The following is a 19,469-nucleotide window of genomic DNA, read 5'->3' on the forward strand; positions in this document are numbered from 1 at the left end:
GAGCCGCTGCTCGAGGTCAGAGAGGGCTGAGGAGGCAGAACTCGTTGCCTTCCGGGTCGGCCAGAACCGTCCAGGAGATCGCCGACTGGTCGATGCCGGGGTCGGTGGCACCCAGGGCGCGCAGTCGGGCTTCCTCCACCGCCGGGTCGTCACCCGGGTAGGGGCGGACGTCGAGGTGGACGCGGTTCCACACGCTCTTGGTGTCGGGGGTGCGGATGAACTCCAGGTAGGGGCCGACGCCTTCGGCGGAGCGCATGGTCGCGTGGTCGTCGGTGACCTCGTGCAGCGTCCAGTCCATCGCCTCGCCCCAGAACCGGGCCATCGCTCGTGGGTCGGCGCAGTCGACCACCACCGCGGCGATCGGCCCGGTGCCCTGGTAGACCGGGCGGGGCTCCAGGACGCAGAACTCGTTGCCCTCCGGGTCGGCCATGACCGTCCAGGGGACGTCGCCCTGACCCACGTCGGCGAGCGTCGCGCCGAGGTCCTTCAGGCGTGCGACCAAATCCGCCTGATGGGCGGTCGAGGTGGTGGCCAGATCAAGGTGCACCCGGTTCTTCACCGTCTTGGGTTCCGGGCGGGCGATGATGTCGATGCAGACGGCCACGGGGTCGGGGTAGGCGAAGCCCACGGGTTCGAGGTTGGTCACACCGGGCCCCTCGCTGTCGAGCCCCCAACCGAGTGCCTCCGCCCAGAACCGGCCGAGCGCGGAGTCGTCCTGGGCCTTCATGTTGATCTGCACAAGTCGTGTCGCCATGCCGCAAATCCTAGGGTTCGCCTTCAAAAATGATCAAGGGATGAGAGATCGTGTCCGTCGCGTGCGTCGTCATGAGCTTTCGGATGCCGAGTGGGCTGCGTTGTCGCGGTTCCCTCCCGCTTCGGGGTGGCGGGCCGGCCGCGGTCGGACGACCGGGCGATGCCGAACGGGATCGTGTGGAAGCCGCAGACCGGCACGTCCTGGCGGGACGTGCCGGAGCGCTACGGCTCGTGGCTTGACCCTGTACACGCGTTTCCGCAGGTGGGCGGTGGACGGCACGTTCCCGCGGAAGCTCCGTGCGATCCAGGCGGAGAAGGACGAGGCCGGGGACATCGACTGGCTGGTGCCGGTCGGCTGGGTGATCACGCCGCATCGGGGCGCCGAACCCGGCAACGCGGTCACCCTGCGTAGCGATCCGTGGCCGGAACGGCGGTCGTCCTGGAGGTTCGACCTCCCACGGTCACGCCCGTCGCATGGAGTGAGCGTGCCCCAAGAGACCGTCCCGCATATGAAGGTGAGCGCGGTCCGGGCCGCACGGTAGGTCGACCGGTGCCCCGCGTCACGCCCCCGACAGGAGGTCCCGGAGCAGGGCGACCGTGTCGGCGTCGAGGTCGCGGCCGGTGCGGCGGCTCAGGGCGTCGAGGCGGTTGACGGCTCGCAGGAGCTGGTCGCGGGCGCCGGCGGAGGCGTAGGCGTAGAAGAGGTCGCGGTGCAGCAGTTCGACGTCCGGGGCGACGGCGAGGCCGCGGAAGACGGCGGCCTCGGCATTGCGGTGGTCGCCGTACTGGAGGCGGCGGGCGGCGAGTTCGTGGGCCGTGTCGACGATCGCGGCGATCATGTCCTGCCGTTCGGCCTCGGCCCAGCCGTAGGCGGCGGGCGGGGCTTCCGCGAAGGGGGCGCCGCGGACCAGGGCGAGGGCGTGGGCGAGGGCCGCGTCGGCGGTGGCGCTGGTGCTGCGCATGCCGCGGCGGTAGAGGCTGCGGAACTCGTCCCAGTCGCAGGTGACGGTCGGAGCGAAGGTGTAGCCGTCGGGGGTGTCGGTGGGCAGGAAGGCCCGGCCCTCGGCCGAGCTGCCGAACCAGGCGGCCAGGTCGGCGAGTTTGGCGGGCAGCGGGCTCTTGGCGTCGGCGGCGGTGGGGTGCGGGTCGAGGTGGGCGGCGCCGGGGTGGAGGTCGTGGTCGAGGGCGTTGTGGTCGGCGCCGGGTCGCAGGGCGAGGTAGGCGGCGAGTTCGGTGAGCCGGGGCAGGACGGCCGGTTCGGCGGTACCGGCGGCGCCGGCCACGTCGACCGGGCCGAGCAGCCGGATCCGGGGGGCGGTGCGCACGGCGTGCGCCTCCGGGGACCGGAGGATGGCGAGCAGGTCGTCACAGTCGCTGCGGGCCGGGGTGGTACGGGCCGTCGGCGCGGAAGCCGGCTGGGGCGTCGGCTCGGCGGAGGGTTCCGGGGACGGCTCGGGGAGCGGCTCAGGGGACGGCTCGGGGCGGGCGGGGAGGCGCGGGTCGACGCCGGTGGGCGCGGGTGCGGGGTCGTGGGTCGGCACGGGCTCCGGCGCGCGCTCGGGGGCGGGCGCCACCGGCCCGGACGTCACGGGCCCGGACGTCACGGGCCCGGACGCGGCGGGCTCCGGCGTCACGGGCTCCGGCGCCGGCGCGGCGGGCGGTACCGGCTGGACGAGCTGGACGGACTGGACCGGCACCACCACGTCGGGCCCGGCCGGGAGGCGAAGGTTCTGCGTGGTCTCGTCCAGGTCCGCGTCCTCGTCGGCCCCCGCTCCGGCCCCGGCCCCGGTTCCGGCTGCGGTTCCGGTTCCGGTTCCGGTTCCGGCTGCGGTTCCGGTTCCGGCTGCGGTTCCGGCTCCGGACAGGGCCACCGGGCCCGCTCCGCTCTGCCGGCCGAGGCCGTTGGCGAGGAAGCGCGCCCCCGGGCCACCCGCGGCACCCGCCGCGAACCCGGCAGGCGCGGCCGGGTCGGTGCCGGCGAACGGGCTGGCGCCCGTACCGATGACCCGGGCGAGCAGACGCGGGCCGGCCGCGTCCGAGCCGCCGATCTCCTCTCCCGCACCGCCGGCGACGCCCGCAGCACCGAGGAACCCGGCACCGACCGCCGCCAGGACCGGTACGGGGACGGGGAGTTCGGCCGGTTCGAGGTCGATGCCGGGGCCGTCCAGGGTCCAGGCGGGGGCGGGGTGCTGGGTGGTGTCGTCGGCGGCCCGGAGCAGCTCGGAGACCTGCTCGTACTGCGGGCCGGTCAGGCGTTGCAGCTCCAGGGTGAGGTGCAGGCCGGGGATGGTGGCCTGGCCGGTGCTGGGCAGGGTCCAGCGGGCGACCGGGCCGGTGCCGCGCTCGGGCGCGCGGGTGACCACGGCGACGCACGTGCGGGGTCGGGCGTCGAGCAGGCGGCCGAGCTCGGCGGGGATGTCGCCGCCGGGCTGGTGGGCGCAGAGCACGATCTCCGGCACCCAGGACGCGTCGGCCTGGCCGCGGCTGCGCGCGTCCCGGGGGCTGGCGGCCTCCGCGGCGACCAGGGTGGCGCGGGCCTTTGCGGTGCGCGGGCCGAGGGCGGCGAGCGCCGCCTCCAGGGTGGGGTGATGGTGGACCCGTTCGGCGGCCGGGCCGCTGATCGGCAGCTCCTCGGCGAGGTCGACGAGGTGCAGGTGGAGCCGGTCGGCGAGGGGGCTGTGGGCGAGTTCGACGGCCAGGGTGCGCAGTACGTCGCGGGCGTCGTCCGGGTGGCCGGAGAGGTGGAGCAGCCGGACGGTCTCCAGGTCGGCGAGGACGACCGAACCGTCCGGCGCGGTGCCGAGGGTGACCAGGGCCGGGTAGGGCGCGGCGGACTTGCGGGCCTGGGAGGGCGAGAGCAGCTCGGTGGAGTCGGCCGCGCACCACCAGACGTTGGGGGCGTGGGCGGCGCGGAACGGCGCGATCGGGGCGGCCGGGCCGGAGAGATGGAGTTCGACGGTGTGCCCGGGGGTGACCCGCGCGGCCACGATGGCGGGCAGGCGCTTGCCGCCGCGGACGGTGTTGCGGGCCAGGGTGCGCAGGGCACGGTCGAGCAGGTCGAGGCCGCGGTCGTCCTGACGGGTCTTCAGCTCGGCCTCGAAGGCGGCGGCGGGCGCGGCCGGCAGGGCGATGCGGTGGCGCGGCCGGCGGGCACGCAGCTGGGTGCCGCGCTTGCGGGCGACGGTGCCGATCATCATGGCGGCGAGCAGGACGCTGACGGTGGAGGTGGCGAGGGCGACGGTGTAGTCGTCGCTGGGGGCCGCCTCGGCGTGCGCGGCGGGGGCCGGGGCGTGGGTGGGCGGCGGGGTGGGCGCCTGGGTGGCGGGGGGCGAAGCGGGCGGCGCGGGCGTGGTGGACGCCCCGGGTGCCGGTACAGGCGCCGGGGCAGGAGCCGGATCAGGAGCAGGAGCAGGAGCCGGATCCGGTACCGGAGCGGGAGCCGGAGAAGCAGCCCCCGGAACCGTCAGCACCATCCCCGGCACCACCACGTCCGGGTCGGTCAGCCGCTCCCCGTCCGGCGCCTGGACACCCTTGTTCGCCTCGAACAGCTTCGGCCAGGCCTCGGCATCCCCCAACTCCCGCTGGGCGATGGCCGACAGGCTGTCCCCGGCCGCCACCGTCACCGTAGCGTGCCCGGCACTCCCGGCCGTCCCCGCCTGCGGCACGGCGGGCGCCGGCGCCTGGGCCTGGGCCTGGGCCGCAGCCGCGTCCGCCTTGGCGTCGCCCGGCATCAGCAGCTCCCACCCGGGCTGGATCGGCCGCTCGGCGTCGAAGCGGACGCCCGAACCATCCATCACCCGGCCGTCGTTGAGCTTGGCTATCTCCACCCACCGCTCTCCCGAACCCAGTTGGCGCTCGGCGATGGACCAGAGGCTGTCGGCGGGCCGGCTGTCCCGGACGGTGTACGTGGGGTGCTGGTCGGCGGCGGGCGCGAGTGCGGGCGCGGCCTGGGCGGCGGGCAGTGCGGCCCGCTGCGCGCCGATGGTCAACTGGGCGGGGGCGGAGGCGGCATGGGCCCGGTCGGGGGTGGCGGCGAAGGACGATCCGGCCACCGGCAGCAGCGCGATCACCGAGCCGACCAGGCCGGCGGCCAGCCGCTGGCTCCAGCCGAAGGCCGGGATCCGCCGGGCGATCCGCCCACGCAGCTGGGCCGGGATCTCCAGCAGGACGGAGACGGCGAAGCAGAGCCAGCCCAGCCAGCCGACCACCACCAGCAGCCAGAGGAAGAGCCGCCCGTCGTCGGGGCCGGTCAGCGCCTGCCCGACGCCGTCCGGCGCGACGTCGCCCATCGCGGCGACGGCCTGGGTGCCGTACAGCAGCAGCGCGGGCACGCCGACGAGCAGGGCGAGCAGGGTGAGCAGCGCCGCGACGGCGGTGAGCAGGGCGCCGCCCCGGCCGCCGCGGCGCGAGGGCAGCGGCGCCGGCGGACGGCCGGACGCCGGCGCTCCGGCCCGGCGAGCGGGCCCGCGGCGGGCCGAACGTCCGTCGCGGGCTTGGTCCTTGGCACGTGGCGCGACCATCAGTCGGTCTCCGCTTTCTCGACTCCGTGGACGAGGGTGGCACTCCCCTTGCCCGTGACCTTCTGCTTGCCGAGCTCGCCCAGCAGGGCCGGCTTGTAGTCGGCCTCCACCGTGACGGTGACGGCCGTTCCGTCCGGTGAGAACGCCACGGCCGCCGCCTTGAGGTGGTAAAGGGCGAGATAGCTGTCGGCGGCGTCCTTGACGTACTGCTCCTTGACCCGGTACCCCTCGCCGCGGAGCACGGCGGCCTCGTCGAGCTGCTGGCCGCCGACCCGGGCGGCCTCCTGGGCATAGGCGTCGGTGCGCTCGGCGACGCGCAACCGGCCTCCGGCGTCCACGACGAGGGCGATGACCAGGACCAGGAAGGCCGCGCAGATCGCCACGAAGATGGCCATCGAGCCCCGGTCGGACCGGCCTCGCGCCCACCCCCGGCCCCCACGGCCCCGCCGCCGTTCTCCCCCGGGTCTGCGCGCCATCACGCCCCCTCCCGCACGTTCGTCTCCCCACCGGTCCCCATCGGAACCGCTCCGCACTCCTGCCTGCCCGCCCCCGGGAGCCCTCCGCTTGCGTCTCCCCCGCCCGGGGCGTCCCCAATCCCCGCCCGGAAACCTCGTCCGCACCACCCGTCTCACCCACCCCGGTAGCGGTCGACCACCGAGACGAAGGTGCCGACGAGCCTCTTCGTCCCGGGCATGCCGGGCCCGGGCACGAGGTCGCTCAGGCCGACCTCGCACACCACGGTCACCTCCACGGTGGCCATCACGGCCCCGTGGCTCTCCAGTCGGCCGGGCTTCCAGCTGACACTGCTGCTCCGGCAGTCGACGCCCTGCTGCTGGAGGGTGGCCCTGGCGGTCCGCTCGACCAGCGCGTCCGTCCCGTCGGCGCTGCGCACCAGCGACGCCGTCCGGGCGGCCGAGCGGGCCGCCGCCTCCACCGTGCCGGCCGCGGTCTGCACCCGGCCCGCGGCGACGGTGACCAGGATCAGCGCGACGACGCCCGGGGCGACGATCGCCGCTTCGATCGCCACTCCGCCGCCGTCGCGCCCGCGCGCCGACCGGGCGGCCCGCCACGCCGCGAACCGCCGCCCCGGGCCCCGGAGACCGCCCGCCCGCTTCACGGCACCACCTTCGGCGGCAGGAACCGCTCGCGCGGCGCCTCGGCGTACTGGGTGACGGTCGGCTTGAGGAACGGGACGACGGAGGGCGCCGTCACCTCCACCGTCACCCTGATCAGCTCGGGTGTGCTGCCGGCCTTCGTCACCCGGTACTCGCGGACGCCCTGCCGGCCGAGGAAGTCCTCGGCCTGCCTCGTCGCCGCTTCGTCCTTGGCCTCGTCGCTGCGGTTGCCCTGCACGCGTCCGGCGTCCACGCCCTCGCGGGCAGCGGTGAGCGCGACCTGGCGGTAGTACCACCACATCGACACCTGGACGACGAGCAGGATCAGCACCAGGACGACCGGGAAGACGATGGCCAGGCTCAGGCTCACCGACCCCCGGTCGCCGCGGCGACGGGGCCGGTGCCTCACGTGGCCGCGCCCCCGCCCGGGAGGTTCGGGTCCTGCTCGACCTTCTTCACGACCTTGTCCTTCAGCGCGTACAGCGCCACCGCGACGGCGCCCGCGACGAAGACCAGCGCGATGATGGCGAGGGCGAGTTCGATGCTGATCGCGCCGCGGTCGCCGCGCGCCCGGGCGGCCTTCACCCGGCCGACGCGGAACTGGAAGAGCAGCAGCGCGAACTGGACGGGTAGCAGCGTGGGCCGGATCAACCGGCCGGCCAGGGACCTGAACTGGTCGTACATCGGGAACTCCCGGGGTTGGGTGTGGTGTCAGCTGCTCGGTCGGTGAGGCACGCCCCGTGCGGCCTGCTCAGGCGAGCATCTGGTGGAGCGCGGGGAAGACGATCAGGACGGTCATCAGCAGGGTCAGGGCGGCCCCGGGCGCGACCATCCGCTCGCTGTCGGCGTTGGCCCGGGCGAGGTCCTCGGCCAGCAGCTCGCCGCGCAGGCCCTTGGCCCGGGCCCGCAGGGTGTCGTAGACGGCGGCGCCGTCGGTGCCGGAGAGCCGCATGATGTCGGCGACGTCCTGCAAGGGGGTCAGCCCGAGTTCGACGGCCAGCGCGTCCAGTCCGGCCCACGGCGGCAGCCGGTCGGTGGCGGCGCGGTCCAGGGCGTCCCGGATCCGGCGGAAGACCGGGCCGCGCCCGACCGAGGCGGCGCGGCGCAGAGCCTCGGCGGGCCCGAGGTCGGCGGCCCGCTCCAGCGCGACCAGCTCCAGGTAGGCAGCGATGCCGTGCATGTACTCGGTGCGCGCCTCCTTGGCCTCGCCGCGCACGATGGCGTCCGGGACGAACCAGAACAGCCCGCCCAGCAGCGGCCCGACGACCAGCGGCAGCGCGAACGGCAGGCCCATGTCCAGCAGCAGCGCCATCGCCTCCAGGTAGGCCGGCAGGACGAGGCCGATCACGGCGAACAGCAGCTTGTGCGCCATGAACCGGGCCGGGGTGCGGCCGATCAGAGACAGCTCCCGGTACGGGATGCGCACGCCGCGCAGGCCGACCGAGCGCTCGCCGATCCGGTCGAACCAGCGCGGCCGCTCGTCCGGGTGGGGTGTCCGGTCGGCGGGCGTGCGGTGCAGCCGGTCCAGGGCCTGGCTCAGGTCGGGCGGGGCGGGCCGGAGTTCGGAGATCAGCAGGGCGACGCCGCCGGCCGCGATCGCGCCGACCAGCACGGACCAGGGCGAGATCATCGGGCCTCCCCGAGAAGTGACTGATCGTCGGCGGAGCCGTCCGGGCCCGGACCGGCGTCCGCGGGCCGGCCGGAGCGGCCACGGCCACCGGTCCGGCTGCGCCGGTCGGCCTCCAGCAGCCGAGGCACCGGCGGGTGCGAGGCCAGCGCGCGCATCCAGGCGATGATCGCCACGAAGAGCGCGGCGACCACCGCGAGCACGATCTGCCCCAGCACGGTGCTGTACGGCCGGGTGTACTCGGTGTTGAACGAGCCGAGCGCCACGACCAGCACGATGATGCCGACCAGCCAGCGGATGGTGGTGCGGTGCTTGGCCCGGTCGGCCTCGATGGTGCGGCGCTGGCGGACCTCCTCGCGGACCGAGTCGGCCATGTCGGAGAGCGCCCGGGCCAGGCCGGGGCCGCTGTCCCCGGCCCGCAGCAGCAGCGCGGCGAGCACCTTGTCGGCGGTGGCGTCGGCCAGGCTGTCGGCGAAGGCGCGCAGCGCCTCCTCCGGCCGCCAGCGGGCCTGGAGCCGGGCGGCCAGCTCCCCGACCTCGTCCTCGATCGCGGCGGGCGCCGTGCGGCGGCTGGTGACGATGGCCTGGTTGAGGCCGACACCGAGCAGCAGCACGTCGGCGATGCGCTGGGTCCACTCGGAGAGCGCCTCCAGCCGCTCGATCCGGTGGGTGTCCGGGCGGGTGGTGTCGAACAGCCAGGGCAGGCCGAAGACGGCGCACGGTACCAGCAGCGCGGTCAGCGGGATGCCGGTGAACAGCCAGCCGAGCGGCGCGCCGGCCAGCGCCAGCGGCAGCTGGACCCGGCGCAGCCGCACCACCCGGGCCGGGGCGGTGCCGGGCGCGCCGTACCAGAACACGTGGAGGCGGCCGGCCAGCGGGCTGGGCCCGTCGGCCTCGGTGTCCTCGTCCACGGGCTCGCTGCCGCGCGCCCAGACCACCAGGGCGGCCAGGCCGAGCACGACCAGCAGGCCGCAGAGGGCGAAGAGCAGCATCACCGGGGGCCACCGCCGATCCGCAGCTGGAGCGGCTCGGCCCAGCTCCCGTACCGGGAGCCGAGCAGCGCGGCGTCGAAGCCGGCCCGGCGCAGGTCGTCCAGGCAGTTCGGCGGGGTGTGCGGGACGGCGCGCGGCTCGCCCAGCTCGGGGCGCGGGCCGAACACGGTGTTGAGGGCGGGCCGGCCGCTCTCGCCGAGGCCGGTCACCTCCAGAACGTGCGAGACGAAGCGGTGGCGCCGGCCGCCGACGGCCGTCTCGTCGACCATCGACACGTGCACGATGAGGTCCACGGCGTTGGCGGTGAGCCGGTAGGCGAGCGCGTCGGTCATGTGCGAGCCGTACTCCAGGCAGAGTTCGGCGATGCGGTCGACCACCATGTGCGGGCCGCGGGCGTGCAGCGTGCACATCGAGCCGCCCTCGCCGTTGGTCATGACGCGCAGCATCGGGACGACCTCGCCGGAGCGGACCTCGCCGACGATGATCCGTGACAGCGTCATCCGGAGTGCGGCCGGGATGAGGTCACCGATCGTCAGCTCACCGGCCATCCGGCCCTCGACGCGCTCGCCGTTGCCCTCCCGGGCCTCCATCGGGACGACCTGGCGCAGGTGGCCGAGGGTGTGCAGCCAGAGCTCGAACTCCGACTCCAGGGTGCCGATCCGCTCGTCCGGCGGGATCTCGGCGGCCATCGCGCGCAGCAGGCTGGTCTTGCCGACACCCTGGGTGCCGGTGATCATCACGTTCTTCCGGGCCCGGATCGCCGAGGCCAGGAAGGCGGCAAGGGTGGAGTCCAGGGTGCCCAGCCGGACCATCTCGGGCAGGGTCGCCGAGGCCACCCGGTGGCGGCGGATCGCCACGTACGGGCGCGGGGTCACCTCGGTGAGCGCCTGGAGGCGCATGCCGCCCTCCAGGCGCAGCGCGAGGGTCGGGCTCGCGGTGGAGAGGCTGCGCTCGCCGCCGCCGTGCTGGCGGGCGAGGTCCTGGAGCAGCTCGACCAGTTCGGCGTCGGTGTCGGCCACCGGCGGGACCTGGCGCAGCGGCTGGTGCACCCGGGAGACCCAGACGTCGTCGCAGCCGTTGATCAGGATGTTCTCGATCTCCGGGTCGTCGAGGTAGGGCTGCAGCCGGCCGGCCCGGAAGAGCAGGTCGAAGACGGCCTCGGCGAGCGCGCGGTCCTGGTCGCGGGTGGGCGGGATGCCGTGGGTCTGCGCGTAGGCGTCGGACCAGCGGGCGACGGCCTCCTCGATCAGGGCCCGGCCGCGCTGGCGGCGGGTGGCGCGGTCCGGTTCGGTACCGGAGGCGGCGGTGAGCCGGGTGATCTGCTGGTGCAGTTCGGCCGCGACCTGGCGCTTGAGCTCGCGCGCCACTTGCGGGTCGACGGCCGGGCGGGTGCCGGCGCCGCGCCGGTCGAGGGAGGGCAGCTGGGACGGAACGGCGGTGGGGGTCGCGGCGCCGCCCTGCTGGGCGCCCGCGACGGGGCCGGGCGCGACGGGGCCGGGCTGGACGACCGGCTGGGGCGCCGTCCAGGGCAGTGCGGCCGGGTCGGCCGCCGCCGGGTGCTGGTGCAGGGGGCTACCGCGCACGGAGCACCTCCCCGTGGCCGAGGTGGGACTGCTGCGGGCCCTGGCCGTACGGCTGCGCCGACCGGTACTGCTCCGGCTGCTCCGGCTGGACGCGGCCGTACTCCGGCGCGGGCCCGTGGCCGTACTGCCCACCGTCCGGCGGCCCGTACGGTGGCCCGGCGTACGACGCGGCCGCGTACGGCGTGCCTGCGTCCGGCAGGCCTCCGGTGGTCGGCGCTGCCGACGACGGGCCTGCGGACGGCGGGCCTCCGTCCGCCGGGCCCGCGTACGGCGGCCCGGGCTGCTGCGGCTGGACGTGCGACGGGAAGGGCGCGGGCGCGGCCGGCTGCGGCGCGAACCCGGCCAGCGGCGCCACCGGGCCGGTGGCGATCACCGGCGGCACCGGCGGCGGCACCTGGCCGTACGGCTGCGGCGCCGACGGCGGCGCGTAGGTGAGCGGCTGCGCCCCGGCGTCGGCCTGGGGCGCCGCGGCGAGCTGTGCGGGTGCGGGCGCCGCCGTGGGCGCCAGCCGCTGCCGGCGGCGGCGCACCAGCAGCTGCACCTCGTCCGCCGCCGAGCGGGCCGTCCGCATCAGCTCCGAGCGGATGAACCGGCGGTCGGTGATGTCCCCGCCGTCCGACAGCACCCGGGCGGTGCGCACGGCATGCGGCAGCAGCCCGAGCACCGGCAGTCCGAACTCCCGCGAGACCTCCGCGCCCGAGTACGGCCCCTCGGCGACCAGCAGCAGGCCCAGCGCGTCCGCGCCGGTGCCGGCCGTGGCGAGGTCCTCGGTGAGCGCGGACAGCCGCGGCCGGACGGCACTCAGCCCGCGCAGGGTGCTGCGCACGGTGACCGCGACCACGTCGGCCCGGCGGGCGAGGACGGCGCTGGTCCCGGTGGCGCCGGAGCGGCCGAGGTCGAGGATCACGTCGTAGCCCTGCTGCTCCAGCCCGTGCAGCACCTCCATCAGCGGCTCCCAGGTGTAGGCGAGCCCGGGCGCCTGGGTCGGGTCGGTCAGGCCGGGCAGCAGTAGCCGTTCGGCGTTCCCCTCGGGCGAGAGGTCGATCAGCTGCTCCCAGAGCGCCTGGGCGAGCAGCCCGCGCCGGTCCGCGACGGCCAGGTTGCGCAGCCCGTAGACCGCCTCGACCCGGCCCTCCAGCGCACCGGCCAGCACCGCGCCGCCGTCCGGGTCGCACTCCACGAGCAGGATGCGGCGCCCCGGCTGCAACGGCCAGGCCAGCAGCAGCGCCAGGGCCGTCGTGGTGGCGCCCGGTGCCCCGGGGCCGCCGACCACCGCGATCACCGCCATCTCAGGCCCCACCCGCCCCGGGCGACGCCGACGCGGCGCCGGTCGCGGCGCCGGAGGGCGCCGCCGTGCCCGAGGGCGTGGAAGACGCCGGGGGCGTGACGCCGGCCGCGCCGCGCGGCGACAGCACCACCTGGATCCGGCCGCTGGCCACCCAGGAGGCCAGCCGGGAGGCGTCCGCCGCCGGCACCGCCACGTCCACCACCTGGCTGCCGTCCGTGTCCACCCGGCCGACGGTGACGACCACCGCGGCCAGCGAGTCCGGCCGGCCGGTGTCCGGCGTGTAGACCACGACGATCGGCAGGCCGGGCTGGAGCCTGGTCGCCGGCAGCTGGGTGCGCTTGGCCGAGACGCCCACGATCAGCTGGCCCGGCTGCACGGCCAGCGCCTGGGCGAGGTCCGCCTTCAGCAGCAGCGAGCCGCGCTTGAGGTCGGTGGTGGCCCGCATCCCGACCGCGTCCTTGCGGTCCTTGGCCGACACCGGCTTGAGCACCGGGTCGCTCGCGATCCGTGCCTCCACCAGGTCCGCTTCGGTCAGCACCTGCCCGTACGGCACGTCATGGGCGAGCGCCAGCACGGCGACCCGCTGCCCGGTGCTGTTGTAGAGCGCCGCGCCGCCGAGCCCGCCGGCGGCTATCAGCGCCACCGCCATCGCCAGCACCGCCGGCCGCCTCCGCCGGGCCCGGAGCGTGCGCCCCGGGGTGTGCGGCGTGGCCGGTCCCTGCTCAGGCACGACCACGGACACCCCCGGCGTCGCTGTCTGTACGGTTCTCCACCGGGTTCCGGCCCCTCCCACGTCGTTCTGGCACGTTGCTGTGTTGCGGCGCTGCCGCCGGGCTCAGTTGAGGACCTGCACCTCGGCCACCCGCATGGCGAGGTTGGCGGAGAGCGGCACCTTGATCGGGGCGACCTTCTGGTTGCTGCCTGTGACGGTCACCTCGCCCACCCAGTTGGCCGTGACCGTCCCGGCGAAGGTGCCGTCGGCCTTCGTGGCCGAGCCGGTCGAGAACACGTGGCCGCAGGTGGGCGACTTGGCGGCGCCGTACGTCGGGTCGTACGGGGTTCCGGCCGCGCCCTCCTTGTCACAGGTCTCCTTCGCTCCGTCGCCGAGGTCCCAGACCACCGACTCCAGCCGGGGGGTGACCGTGACGGTGACGGTGCCGTTGCTCACCCACTTCGGCGCCGGCGCCTTGGCGTTGGTCAGCCAGAGCCAGACCGGCACGCCGACCACGGCCGTGCCCTCGGGGGCGATGCCCGGCTCGGGGAACGGCAGGGTGATCTGCTCGAACATGAGCTTCTCGGCCTCCGCCACCGGGTCGAACGGCGGCTCGGCGGGCGCCTGGGCGAAGAACTTCGGAGCCGTCGTGCCCATGCTGCCGTCGGTGAAGCGGCAGGTCTCGGCGTAGACGGTGCCCTCGGTGGGCTTGTGCCCGGCCCAGACCGGGTCGTCGGCCGAAGGCTGCGGGGTGACCGTCCGGTAGTAGCAGCCGGTCGCGCTGCTGAACCAGCCCAGCTCCGGGTCTCGGCAGGGCCAGTCCTCGCCGTTCCAGCGGCAGAGCTGCGGGCCGCCGGAGCCCCCGTCGCCCGTCCCGCCGTTGCCGCCGCCCGGGGTCGGCGTGCTCCCCGGCGTCTTGGTCCCCTCGCAGATGACGTTCACCGCGCAGTGCGTGACATCACCGGCCGGTGGTTCGTCCGCCATCGCGGGCGCCGCCGGGGCCATCAGTAATCCGGCGGACAACAGCGCGCGGATCACGATTCGCCGTTCGAGTTTCAGCACGATCGGTTCACCTCCCGCTTGAACTCGTTGATCAGCCAACGCGTTTGGAACTTCCGCAGGGAAACGGTCGCGAGGTACCGCGTCAGCCGCTGTTGTGGATCCTTTACCGCGTGCGTGGTGACGTCGGCCTGGTGCCAGCCCGTCACATCGAGGCAGTCCTCGATCACGGCGGTCTGGGGATCCGACTTCAGGTCGACGGTCTTCACCACCGGGGAATTCCTCGGACTTCCGATCATCACCAGTTTGGCGTCGCGCAGCTGACGGAGATTGACGAGGGAGTCACGCAGCGCCGTCCCGGAGGAGTACGTCTGCAGCCGGGACCCGTCCGAATCGGTACGGCCGAACTCCTCCGTCTGAGCTTGCCACCAGTCCTGATAGGTGCTCAACGCCAGCCGCCCCTGGGCCCCTTCGGGCCCGTCGGTCGACGCGATCCCGATGTTTGCGGAACCACCCGAAGGAGTTACCGGGTTCACTCCCGCAACAGTGGGCGCACCCGACCCGAGACGATCGACGGAACCGGCGTCACCACTGGCCGCACAGGAGCTCAGCAGCATCGCCAGAACCAGCCCAGCGACCCCAACCGCCCCAGGGCGCAACACATTTCCGCGCCGCCGCATCGCCCCACCTCATCGCGACCGACCCCGTCCGTGGTCCGTGGTCGCCAGAAGAATTCCGCCGTCCCGCCTGTGTTGCTGCGAGGGCATCGATTCTTCGCCAACCCACCCCTTCACGGCAACACCCCGGGCCCCTGACCTTACGCGGAAGGCGGATCCGTCGGGGCACTTTCCCGCCACAGAACGGCCAACAGTTCTTCGGAAAGCGACAATCCGGCCAATGCGCCCCGAACCGCGGCCCGATTTCGCATCAACAGGCGCCCGCCCTGCGGCGGTACGAGCAGGCGTGCGCCCGGCGTGCCACCGCTCGGGGCGGTACCGGTCCCGGGACCGCCGCCGTCGAGCAGCGCGGCGACGGCCGGTTGGAGGTCGAGCGGGGCGACGGCGGCGGGCGCACCGGGGAGCCCCTGCTGGAGCACGGTGGTGAGGGCACGGCTGAACGATCCGTCGCCCCCGGGCAGCACGGCGTCCCGGCCCCGTCTACCGGCGGTGTAACGGCCGACCCGGCCCCAGAGCGGCACCCGCGGGTAGCTGAGCAGTTCGCCCGCACCGTCCTCGCCCCCGCCGCGTTCGAGCGCGGCCCAGGTCTCCCGGTCGGCGACGGCGTCGACCAGCAGCAGCGCCTCCCCCTGGTCGCCGTGGACCATCGCGCTGACCACCCAGTCCCAGGCCAGCCCGCGCCGGTAGGCGTTGTCGGCGGTGGAGCCGCCGGTGACCAGGGCCAGCCGCCGGCCGCGCGGATCGGCGACCAGCTGGCCCACCAGGCAGACCAGCAGCCACCGGCCGGGCCGGGCGGCCGCCTCGCGCACCGCGGTGAGCATGGTGTTGGCGTCCGCCCCCGGGTCCACCACGGCGACCCGGCAGCCGGCCGCGCCGGCGTCGAAGCACATCCCGGGCAGCACGTCGGCGAGCAGCCGGGCCCCGGCCGCGGCGAGCGCGGACCCGCCGAAGCCGCGGTCCGGACCGCCGTCCGCCCCGATCACCACCAGATCGATCCCACTGACCACCCGCACCGCCCCCTCCTCGCCGGCCCCGCCCTACCCGGGGCCGCCCGCCGCACCACCGCACGCTCCGTCCGGCCGTGCGTCCGGTCCTGCCGTTCCCGCGGCCGCCCCGGCCCGCGGCTCCTGCCGTACGGCCGTTCCCCGCCGTACCGCGCTTTCTGTCGTACGGCCACACCTCTCGCACGGCCGCACGGGTCGGACAGCCGTTCCCGTCGGACAGCCGTTCGTGTCGTACTCGCGGCGAGGCGCCCGTGCCCCCGGGACGTTCCGCACCGCCGCGGACAAGCTACCGCCCCGCGGGCCCGGCGACGGGGCTCCGGGCCCGCCCGGTCCGGGACCATGGGCCCTATCGGCCCACAGTCCGGCAAGAGGACGATCGGAGGCATGGACCGTGACGAGCGTGTGGAGCCCCTGAGCGAGGGCGAGTGCCTGCGGCTGCTCAGCACCGTGCCCGTCGGGCGCGTGGTGTACACCGAGCACGCGCTGCCGGCCGTCCTGCCGGTCTCCTTCGAGGTCGCCGCGGACGGGCGCCTGCTGCTGGCCGTGCGCCGGGGCAGCACCACCGCGCGCGGGCTTGACGGCACCGTCGTCGCGTTCCAGGCCGACCGCTTGGACCCGGTCACCCGGACCGGGTGGAGCGTGCTGGTGCACGGCCGGGCGGACGTGGTGCGCGAGCCCGAGCAGGTGCGGCTGGCGCTGCGTTCCGAGCTGTGGCCCTGGACCGGCGACCCGGAGCCGTTGTTCGTCGCCCTGGTGCCGGAGCTGGTCAGCGGCCGTCAGCTGCTGCCTGCCGGCCGGACGGCACAGCGCTCCTGACGCCTGCCCGGCCCCGGCCGGGCCCTTGGCGGTCCTGGTCCCTTCCGACCCCGATCGCTTCCGGCCCTGATCCTTTTCCGGCCCTGATCGTTTTCCGGCCGACCCCTGACAGGTGACCGGCGAGTAGGCATACTCTGCCGGAGTCCGCACCCCCACCTGCCACCAGGAGCGTTCCGTGACGACCTTCGCCTCCCTCGCCGACCTCACCGCGGCCGTCGGCACCGAACTGGGCACCAGCCAGTGGCACACCGTCGAACAGGAGCGGATCGACCTGTTCGCCGAGGCCACCGGGGACCACCAGTGGATCCACGTCGACCCGGAGCGGGCCAAGGAGAGCCAGTTCGGCTCGACGATCGCGCACGGCTACCTCACGCTGTCGATGATCCCGGTGCTGGCCAAGGAGTGCTACGGCGTCGAGGGCGTGCGGATGGCGCTCAACTACGGCTCGGAGAAGGTGCGCTTCCCGGCGCCGGTGCCGGTCGGCACGGCGATCCGGGCCACCGCCGAGCTCGTCTCGGCCACCGAGGTGCCCGGCGGCGTCCAGGCCGTGGTCCGGTTCACCATCACCAGCGCGGAGAGCGCCAAGCCGCACTGCGTCGCGGAGACGATCACCCGCTTCTACGCCTAGCCGGCCGGTCGCGCCCGGCCGCGCCCTCGCCGCTCCCCCGTTCCGTACGCCGAACGGCACGCACGGGGCCGCCCACCGGGTCCGGGCGGCCCACTGCGAGTAACCTCCGACGAGATGGTTGTCGTACTGCATCGGCCTGCTGCCGTGGGTACGCGCCCCGGCATGCCCGGTAGCCGTAGCCGTCCTTGGAGGTGCCGTGCCCCGCCCTGCCCCGTGGTACTCCCGCGTAGCCGGTCTGACCTCGCAGTTCTCCAGCCCGCCGGCGCTCTCCGGACTGCCCCGCGCGGCCTGGCACCGGGTCCGGACGGACGCCTTCGGCGCCGAGCCCCGGGGCGAGCGGCTCTCCCGGATCCACCGCTCGCCGCAGTTCGCCGACGGCGCCTTCCGCAACCCGCTGCCCACCCGCCGGCTCGTCTACGAGCGCACCCCGCTGGAGATCACCCGCGCCCAGCTGGCGGCCGACAAGACCCGCCGGATGCCCACCGCCGCCGTGCCGCTGCACCGGCTGCTCCCGGTCGACCTCGCCGCACCGCCCGCCTCCGGCCTGCGGCTCACCTGGCTCGGCCACGCCACCGTACTGGCCGAGATCGACGGCCGCCGGGTGCTGTTCGACCCGGTCTGGGGCGAGCGCTGCTCCCCCTTCGGCTGGACGGGCCCCAAACGGCTCCACCCGGTGCCGCTCCCGCTCTCCGAACTCGGCCCGGTCGACGTCGTGGTGGTCTCGCACGACCACTACGACCACCTCGACATGGCCACCATCCGCGCCCTCATCGGCACCGGCGCGGTCTTCGCCGTCCCGCTCGGCGTGGGCGCCCATCTGGAGCACTGGGGCGTTCCCGCCGACCGGCTCGTCGAGCTGGACTGGTGGGAGTCGGCCGAGGTCGCCGGGCTCACCCTGACCGCCACTCCGGCCCGGCACTACTGCAGCCGCGGCCCGCGCACCAGCGCGCTCTTCCTCTGGGCGTCCTGGGTGGTGGCCGGCGGCGGGCACCGGGTCTTCCACAGCGGCGACACCGGCTACTTCCCCGGGTTCTCCGAGATCGGCCGCCGGCTCGGTCCGTTCGACGCCACGATGATGCAGGTCGGCGCGTACTGCGACTTCTGGCCCGAGGTCCACATGACCCCGGAGGAGGGCGTCCGGGCCCACCTCGACCTCGGCGGCGAGCTGTTGCTGCCGATCCACTGGTGCACCTTCAACCTGGCGCCGCACCCGTGGGAGGAGCCCGCCGAGCGGGTGGTCGCCGCGGCCCAGGCGCTCGGCGCGCGCCTGGCGGTACCCCGCCCCGGCAAGCCCTTCGAACCGGCCGATCCACCCGCGCTGCGGCTCTGGTGGCGGGCGGTCGCGGCGCTGCCGCAGGACGACGCGACGCTGGTCGTCCCGGACGGCCTCGCCCCGGTGGCCGGAGCGGAGGCGAGCGGCACGCCGGCGGGCACTGCGCCGGCGGGGGCCGCAGCGGGCACCGCGCCGGCGGGGGCGGCGGCGGGCGACCCGGCGGCAGGCGGTGCGGCGGCGGCCGCGCCCGCGACCCGGCCCAAGGCGGCGGCCGAGGACGACGGGGTCACCGTCTGACGCGGCCCGGCGCACCGGGAGGGGCCGGAGTCCACGCGAACTCCGGGCCCCTCCCCTCGTCCGCCGTTCCGGCGCTCGTCCTCCCCGCGTCGCCGCTCCCGCGCTCGTCCTCCCCGCACTCACCCTCCGCGCTGCCCGCGGACGGTGAGTCCCTCAGGCGGCCGTCCCCCGGGCCGCCGGCTCCCCCTTCGCCCGGCGGCGGATCCGCCGCCAGGCGCCCTGCTGCACCAGCAGCGTCAGCACCCCGGCCACCACGATGCCCAGCATGTTCAGCAACAGCTGCAAGCTGGAGCCCCAGAACTGCCGGAAGTCGCCGTACCCGAGCGCGACCGCCGCGTTGGCGGCGGCCGGCACAGTGGTCACCGAGATCGCGACGCCGACCAGCATCCCGGCCTTCGAGGAGGTCAGCGAGAGCAGCCCGGCGATCCCCGCGAGGAAGGCCACCACGAACGAGGTCGCGTCCGGCTGCCAGATGAACGAGGTGTTCGGCCGGGCCCCGTCGAACTGCCCCTGGCTGAACAGCCCCAGGCCGTCCATCAGCAGCGTGAAGCAGACCGTCAGCGCCATCGCCACCGCGAACCCGGCCACCAGCGCGTTCAGCGAACGCAGCGCCGGCCGCGGCCGGCGCTGGACCACCGCGACGCAGAGACCGGCCAGCGGCCCGAACTCCGGGCCCACCGCCATCGCGCCGACGACCAGGACCGCGCTGTCCAGCACCGCACCGCAGGCGGCCAGCATCGTCGCGACGGTGAGGAAGGCCAGGTAGACCCCGGTGAGGGTGGACTCCTCGTGGGTGATCTCCGAGACCGCCTCCCAGACCAGTGCGTCGGCGCCCTCCCCGGGCGCGAGGCGCTCGGCCTCGTCGGCGGCGGCCGAGAGGGTCAGCTCGATCTCCTCGACGTCGATCGCCCCGCGCTCGGTCAGCCCGGTCTCCCGCAGCGCCCCCAGCACCTCGTCCGCCGACTCCCGCGCCACGTCACAGAGCACCACGTCCCCGGCGGGCCGGACGGCGGCATCCGGCAGCAGCACCACATGGGTCACGCCGACCGAGCCGTCCAGGCAGGTCAACACGGTGTCCCGGAGGTCGGGGGGCACGATGAGGCGCAGGTGCAGCACGGGTGCTCCGGACGGTGCGACGGCTGATGACCCCGCTCACCCTAGACGGCCCCGTCACGCGGACGGGCC

At 75.2% G+C, this 19,469-nt stretch carries 19 protein-coding genes; 4 read left to right on the plus strand and 15 right to left on the minus strand.

What is annotated here, in order from left to right:
• Window positions 1–16: 16 nt before the first annotated feature.
• Window positions 17–754: a VOC family protein gene (locus tag OG286_RS08685; protein WP_396320013.1), complete on the minus strand. Its 738-nt coding sequence runs from the start codon at window positions 752–754 to the stop codon at window positions 17–19.
• A gap of 126 nt (window positions 755–880) precedes the next feature.
• Here OG286_RS08685 and OG286_RS08690 point away from each other — a divergent pair, with 126 nt between their 5' ends.
• Window positions 881–1,165, plus strand: a complete 285-nt coding sequence (locus OG286_RS08690; protein ID WP_405366039.1) for a transposase — start codon at window positions 881–883, stop codon at window positions 1,163–1,165.
• Window positions 1,166–1,313: 148 nt separating this feature from the next.
• Here OG286_RS08690 and OG286_RS08695 read toward each other — a convergent pair whose 3' ends face one another.
• From OG286_RS08695 to OG286_RS08755, 13 genes are all read right to left on the minus strand, one after another.
• Window positions 1,314–5,273, minus strand: a complete 3,960-nt coding sequence (locus tag OG286_RS08695) for a BTAD domain-containing putative transcriptional regulator (RefSeq protein WP_405364983.1) — start codon at window positions 5,271–5,273, stop codon at window positions 1,314–1,316.
• The gene (locus OG286_RS08700; RefSeq protein ID WP_396320010.1) at window positions 5,273–5,668 is read right to left on the minus strand and encodes a hypothetical protein; all 396 of its coding nucleotides are present in this window, start codon (window positions 5,666–5,668) and stop codon (window positions 5,273–5,275) included. Before OG286_RS08700 ends, OG286_RS08695 begins: the two co-directional genes overlap by 1 nt.
• Before the next feature lie 233 nt (window positions 5,669–5,901).
• On the minus strand, window positions 5,902–6,300 hold the full coding sequence (locus OG286_RS08705; protein WP_396320009.1) for a TadE/TadG family type IV pilus assembly protein: 399 nt from the start codon (window positions 6,298–6,300) through the stop codon (window positions 5,902–5,904).
• Between the two features lie 86 nt (window positions 6,301–6,386).
• Entirely contained in the window at window positions 6,387–6,758 is a 372-nt protein-coding gene (locus OG286_RS08710; protein WP_396320008.1) for a TadE/TadG family type IV pilus assembly protein, read from the minus strand.
• Between the two features lie 35 nt (window positions 6,759–6,793).
• Window positions 6,794–7,072, minus strand: a complete 279-nt coding sequence (locus tag OG286_RS08715; RefSeq protein ID WP_396320007.1) for a hypothetical protein — start codon at window positions 7,070–7,072, stop codon at window positions 6,794–6,796.
• Between the two features lie 67 nt (window positions 7,073–7,139).
• Window positions 7,140–8,018, minus strand: coding sequence for a hypothetical protein (locus tag OG286_RS08720; protein WP_396320006.1), 879 nt, complete (start codon window positions 8,016–8,018; stop codon window positions 7,140–7,142).
• Window positions 8,015–9,007 carry a type II secretion system F family protein gene (locus tag OG286_RS08725; RefSeq protein ID WP_405364985.1) on the minus strand — a complete coding sequence of 331 codons (993 nt, stop codon included), beginning with the start codon at window positions 9,005–9,007 and terminating at the stop codon, window positions 8,015–8,017. Before OG286_RS08725 ends, OG286_RS08720 begins: the two co-directional genes overlap by 4 nt.
• Window positions 9,007–10,590 carry a CpaF family protein gene (locus tag OG286_RS08730; RefSeq protein ID WP_396320004.1) on the minus strand — a complete coding sequence of 528 codons (1,584 nt, stop codon included), beginning with the start codon at window positions 10,588–10,590 and terminating at the stop codon, window positions 9,007–9,009. The genes OG286_RS08725 and OG286_RS08730 overlap by 1 nt, the downstream gene beginning before the upstream one ends.
• A complete protein-coding gene (locus OG286_RS08735) occupies window positions 10,580–11,878 on the minus strand; it encodes a hypothetical protein (protein WP_396320003.1) in 1,299 nt (432 codons plus the stop codon). Before OG286_RS08735 ends, OG286_RS08730 begins: the two co-directional genes overlap by 11 nt.
• Before the next feature lies 1 nt (window position 11,879).
• Window positions 11,880–12,608 (minus strand): SAF domain-containing protein, encoded by a 729-nt coding sequence (locus tag OG286_RS08740; protein ID WP_396320002.1) that lies wholly within the window; start codon window positions 12,606–12,608, stop codon window positions 11,880–11,882.
• Window positions 12,609–12,713: 105 nt separating this feature from the next.
• On the minus strand, window positions 12,714–13,652 hold the full coding sequence (locus tag OG286_RS08745; protein ID WP_396320001.1) for a hypothetical protein: 939 nt from the start codon (window positions 13,650–13,652) through the stop codon (window positions 12,714–12,716).
• The gene (locus OG286_RS08750) at window positions 13,646–14,206 is read right to left on the minus strand and encodes a hypothetical protein (protein ID WP_396320000.1); all 561 of its coding nucleotides are present in this window, start codon (window positions 14,204–14,206) and stop codon (window positions 13,646–13,648) included. The genes OG286_RS08745 and OG286_RS08750 overlap by 7 nt, the downstream gene beginning before the upstream one ends.
• Before the next feature lie 200 nt (window positions 14,207–14,406).
• Window positions 14,407–15,279 (minus strand): hypothetical protein, encoded by an 873-nt coding sequence (locus OG286_RS08755; RefSeq protein WP_396319999.1) that lies wholly within the window; start codon window positions 15,277–15,279, stop codon window positions 14,407–14,409.
• 375 nt (window positions 15,280–15,654) lie between these two features.
• Here OG286_RS08755 and OG286_RS08760 point away from each other — a divergent pair, with 375 nt between their 5' ends.
• The 3 genes from OG286_RS08760 to OG286_RS08770 all read left to right on the plus strand — a co-directional run bounded on the left by OG286_RS08760 (window position 15,655) and on the right by OG286_RS08770 (window position 18,284).
• Window positions 15,655–16,086: a pyridoxamine 5'-phosphate oxidase family protein gene (locus tag OG286_RS08760; protein ID WP_405364988.1), complete on the plus strand. Its 432-nt coding sequence runs from the start codon at window positions 15,655–15,657 to the stop codon at window positions 16,084–16,086.
• 175 nt (window positions 16,087–16,261) lie between these two features.
• Entirely contained in the window at window positions 16,262–16,714 is a 453-nt protein-coding gene (locus tag OG286_RS08765; RefSeq protein WP_396319997.1) for a MaoC family dehydratase, read from the plus strand.
• A 274-nt stretch (window positions 16,715–16,988) separates the two neighbouring features.
• Window positions 16,989–18,284 carry an MBL fold metallo-hydrolase gene (locus OG286_RS08770; RefSeq protein WP_405363855.1) on the plus strand — a complete coding sequence of 432 codons (1,296 nt, stop codon included), beginning with the start codon at window positions 16,989–16,991 and terminating at the stop codon, window positions 18,282–18,284.
• Window positions 18,285–18,437: 153 nt separating this feature from the next.
• Here OG286_RS08770 and OG286_RS08775 read toward each other — a convergent pair whose 3' ends face one another.
• Window positions 18,438–19,400, minus strand: a complete 963-nt coding sequence (locus tag OG286_RS08775) for a DUF389 domain-containing protein (RefSeq protein WP_396319996.1) — start codon at window positions 19,398–19,400, stop codon at window positions 18,438–18,440.
• Window positions 19,401–19,469 lie beyond the last annotated feature (69 nt).

It is taken from the genome of Kitasatospora sp. NBC_00039, from assembly GCF_045160625.1.
Lineage (GTDB): Bacteria > Actinomycetota > Actinomycetes > Streptomycetales > Streptomycetaceae > Kitasatospora.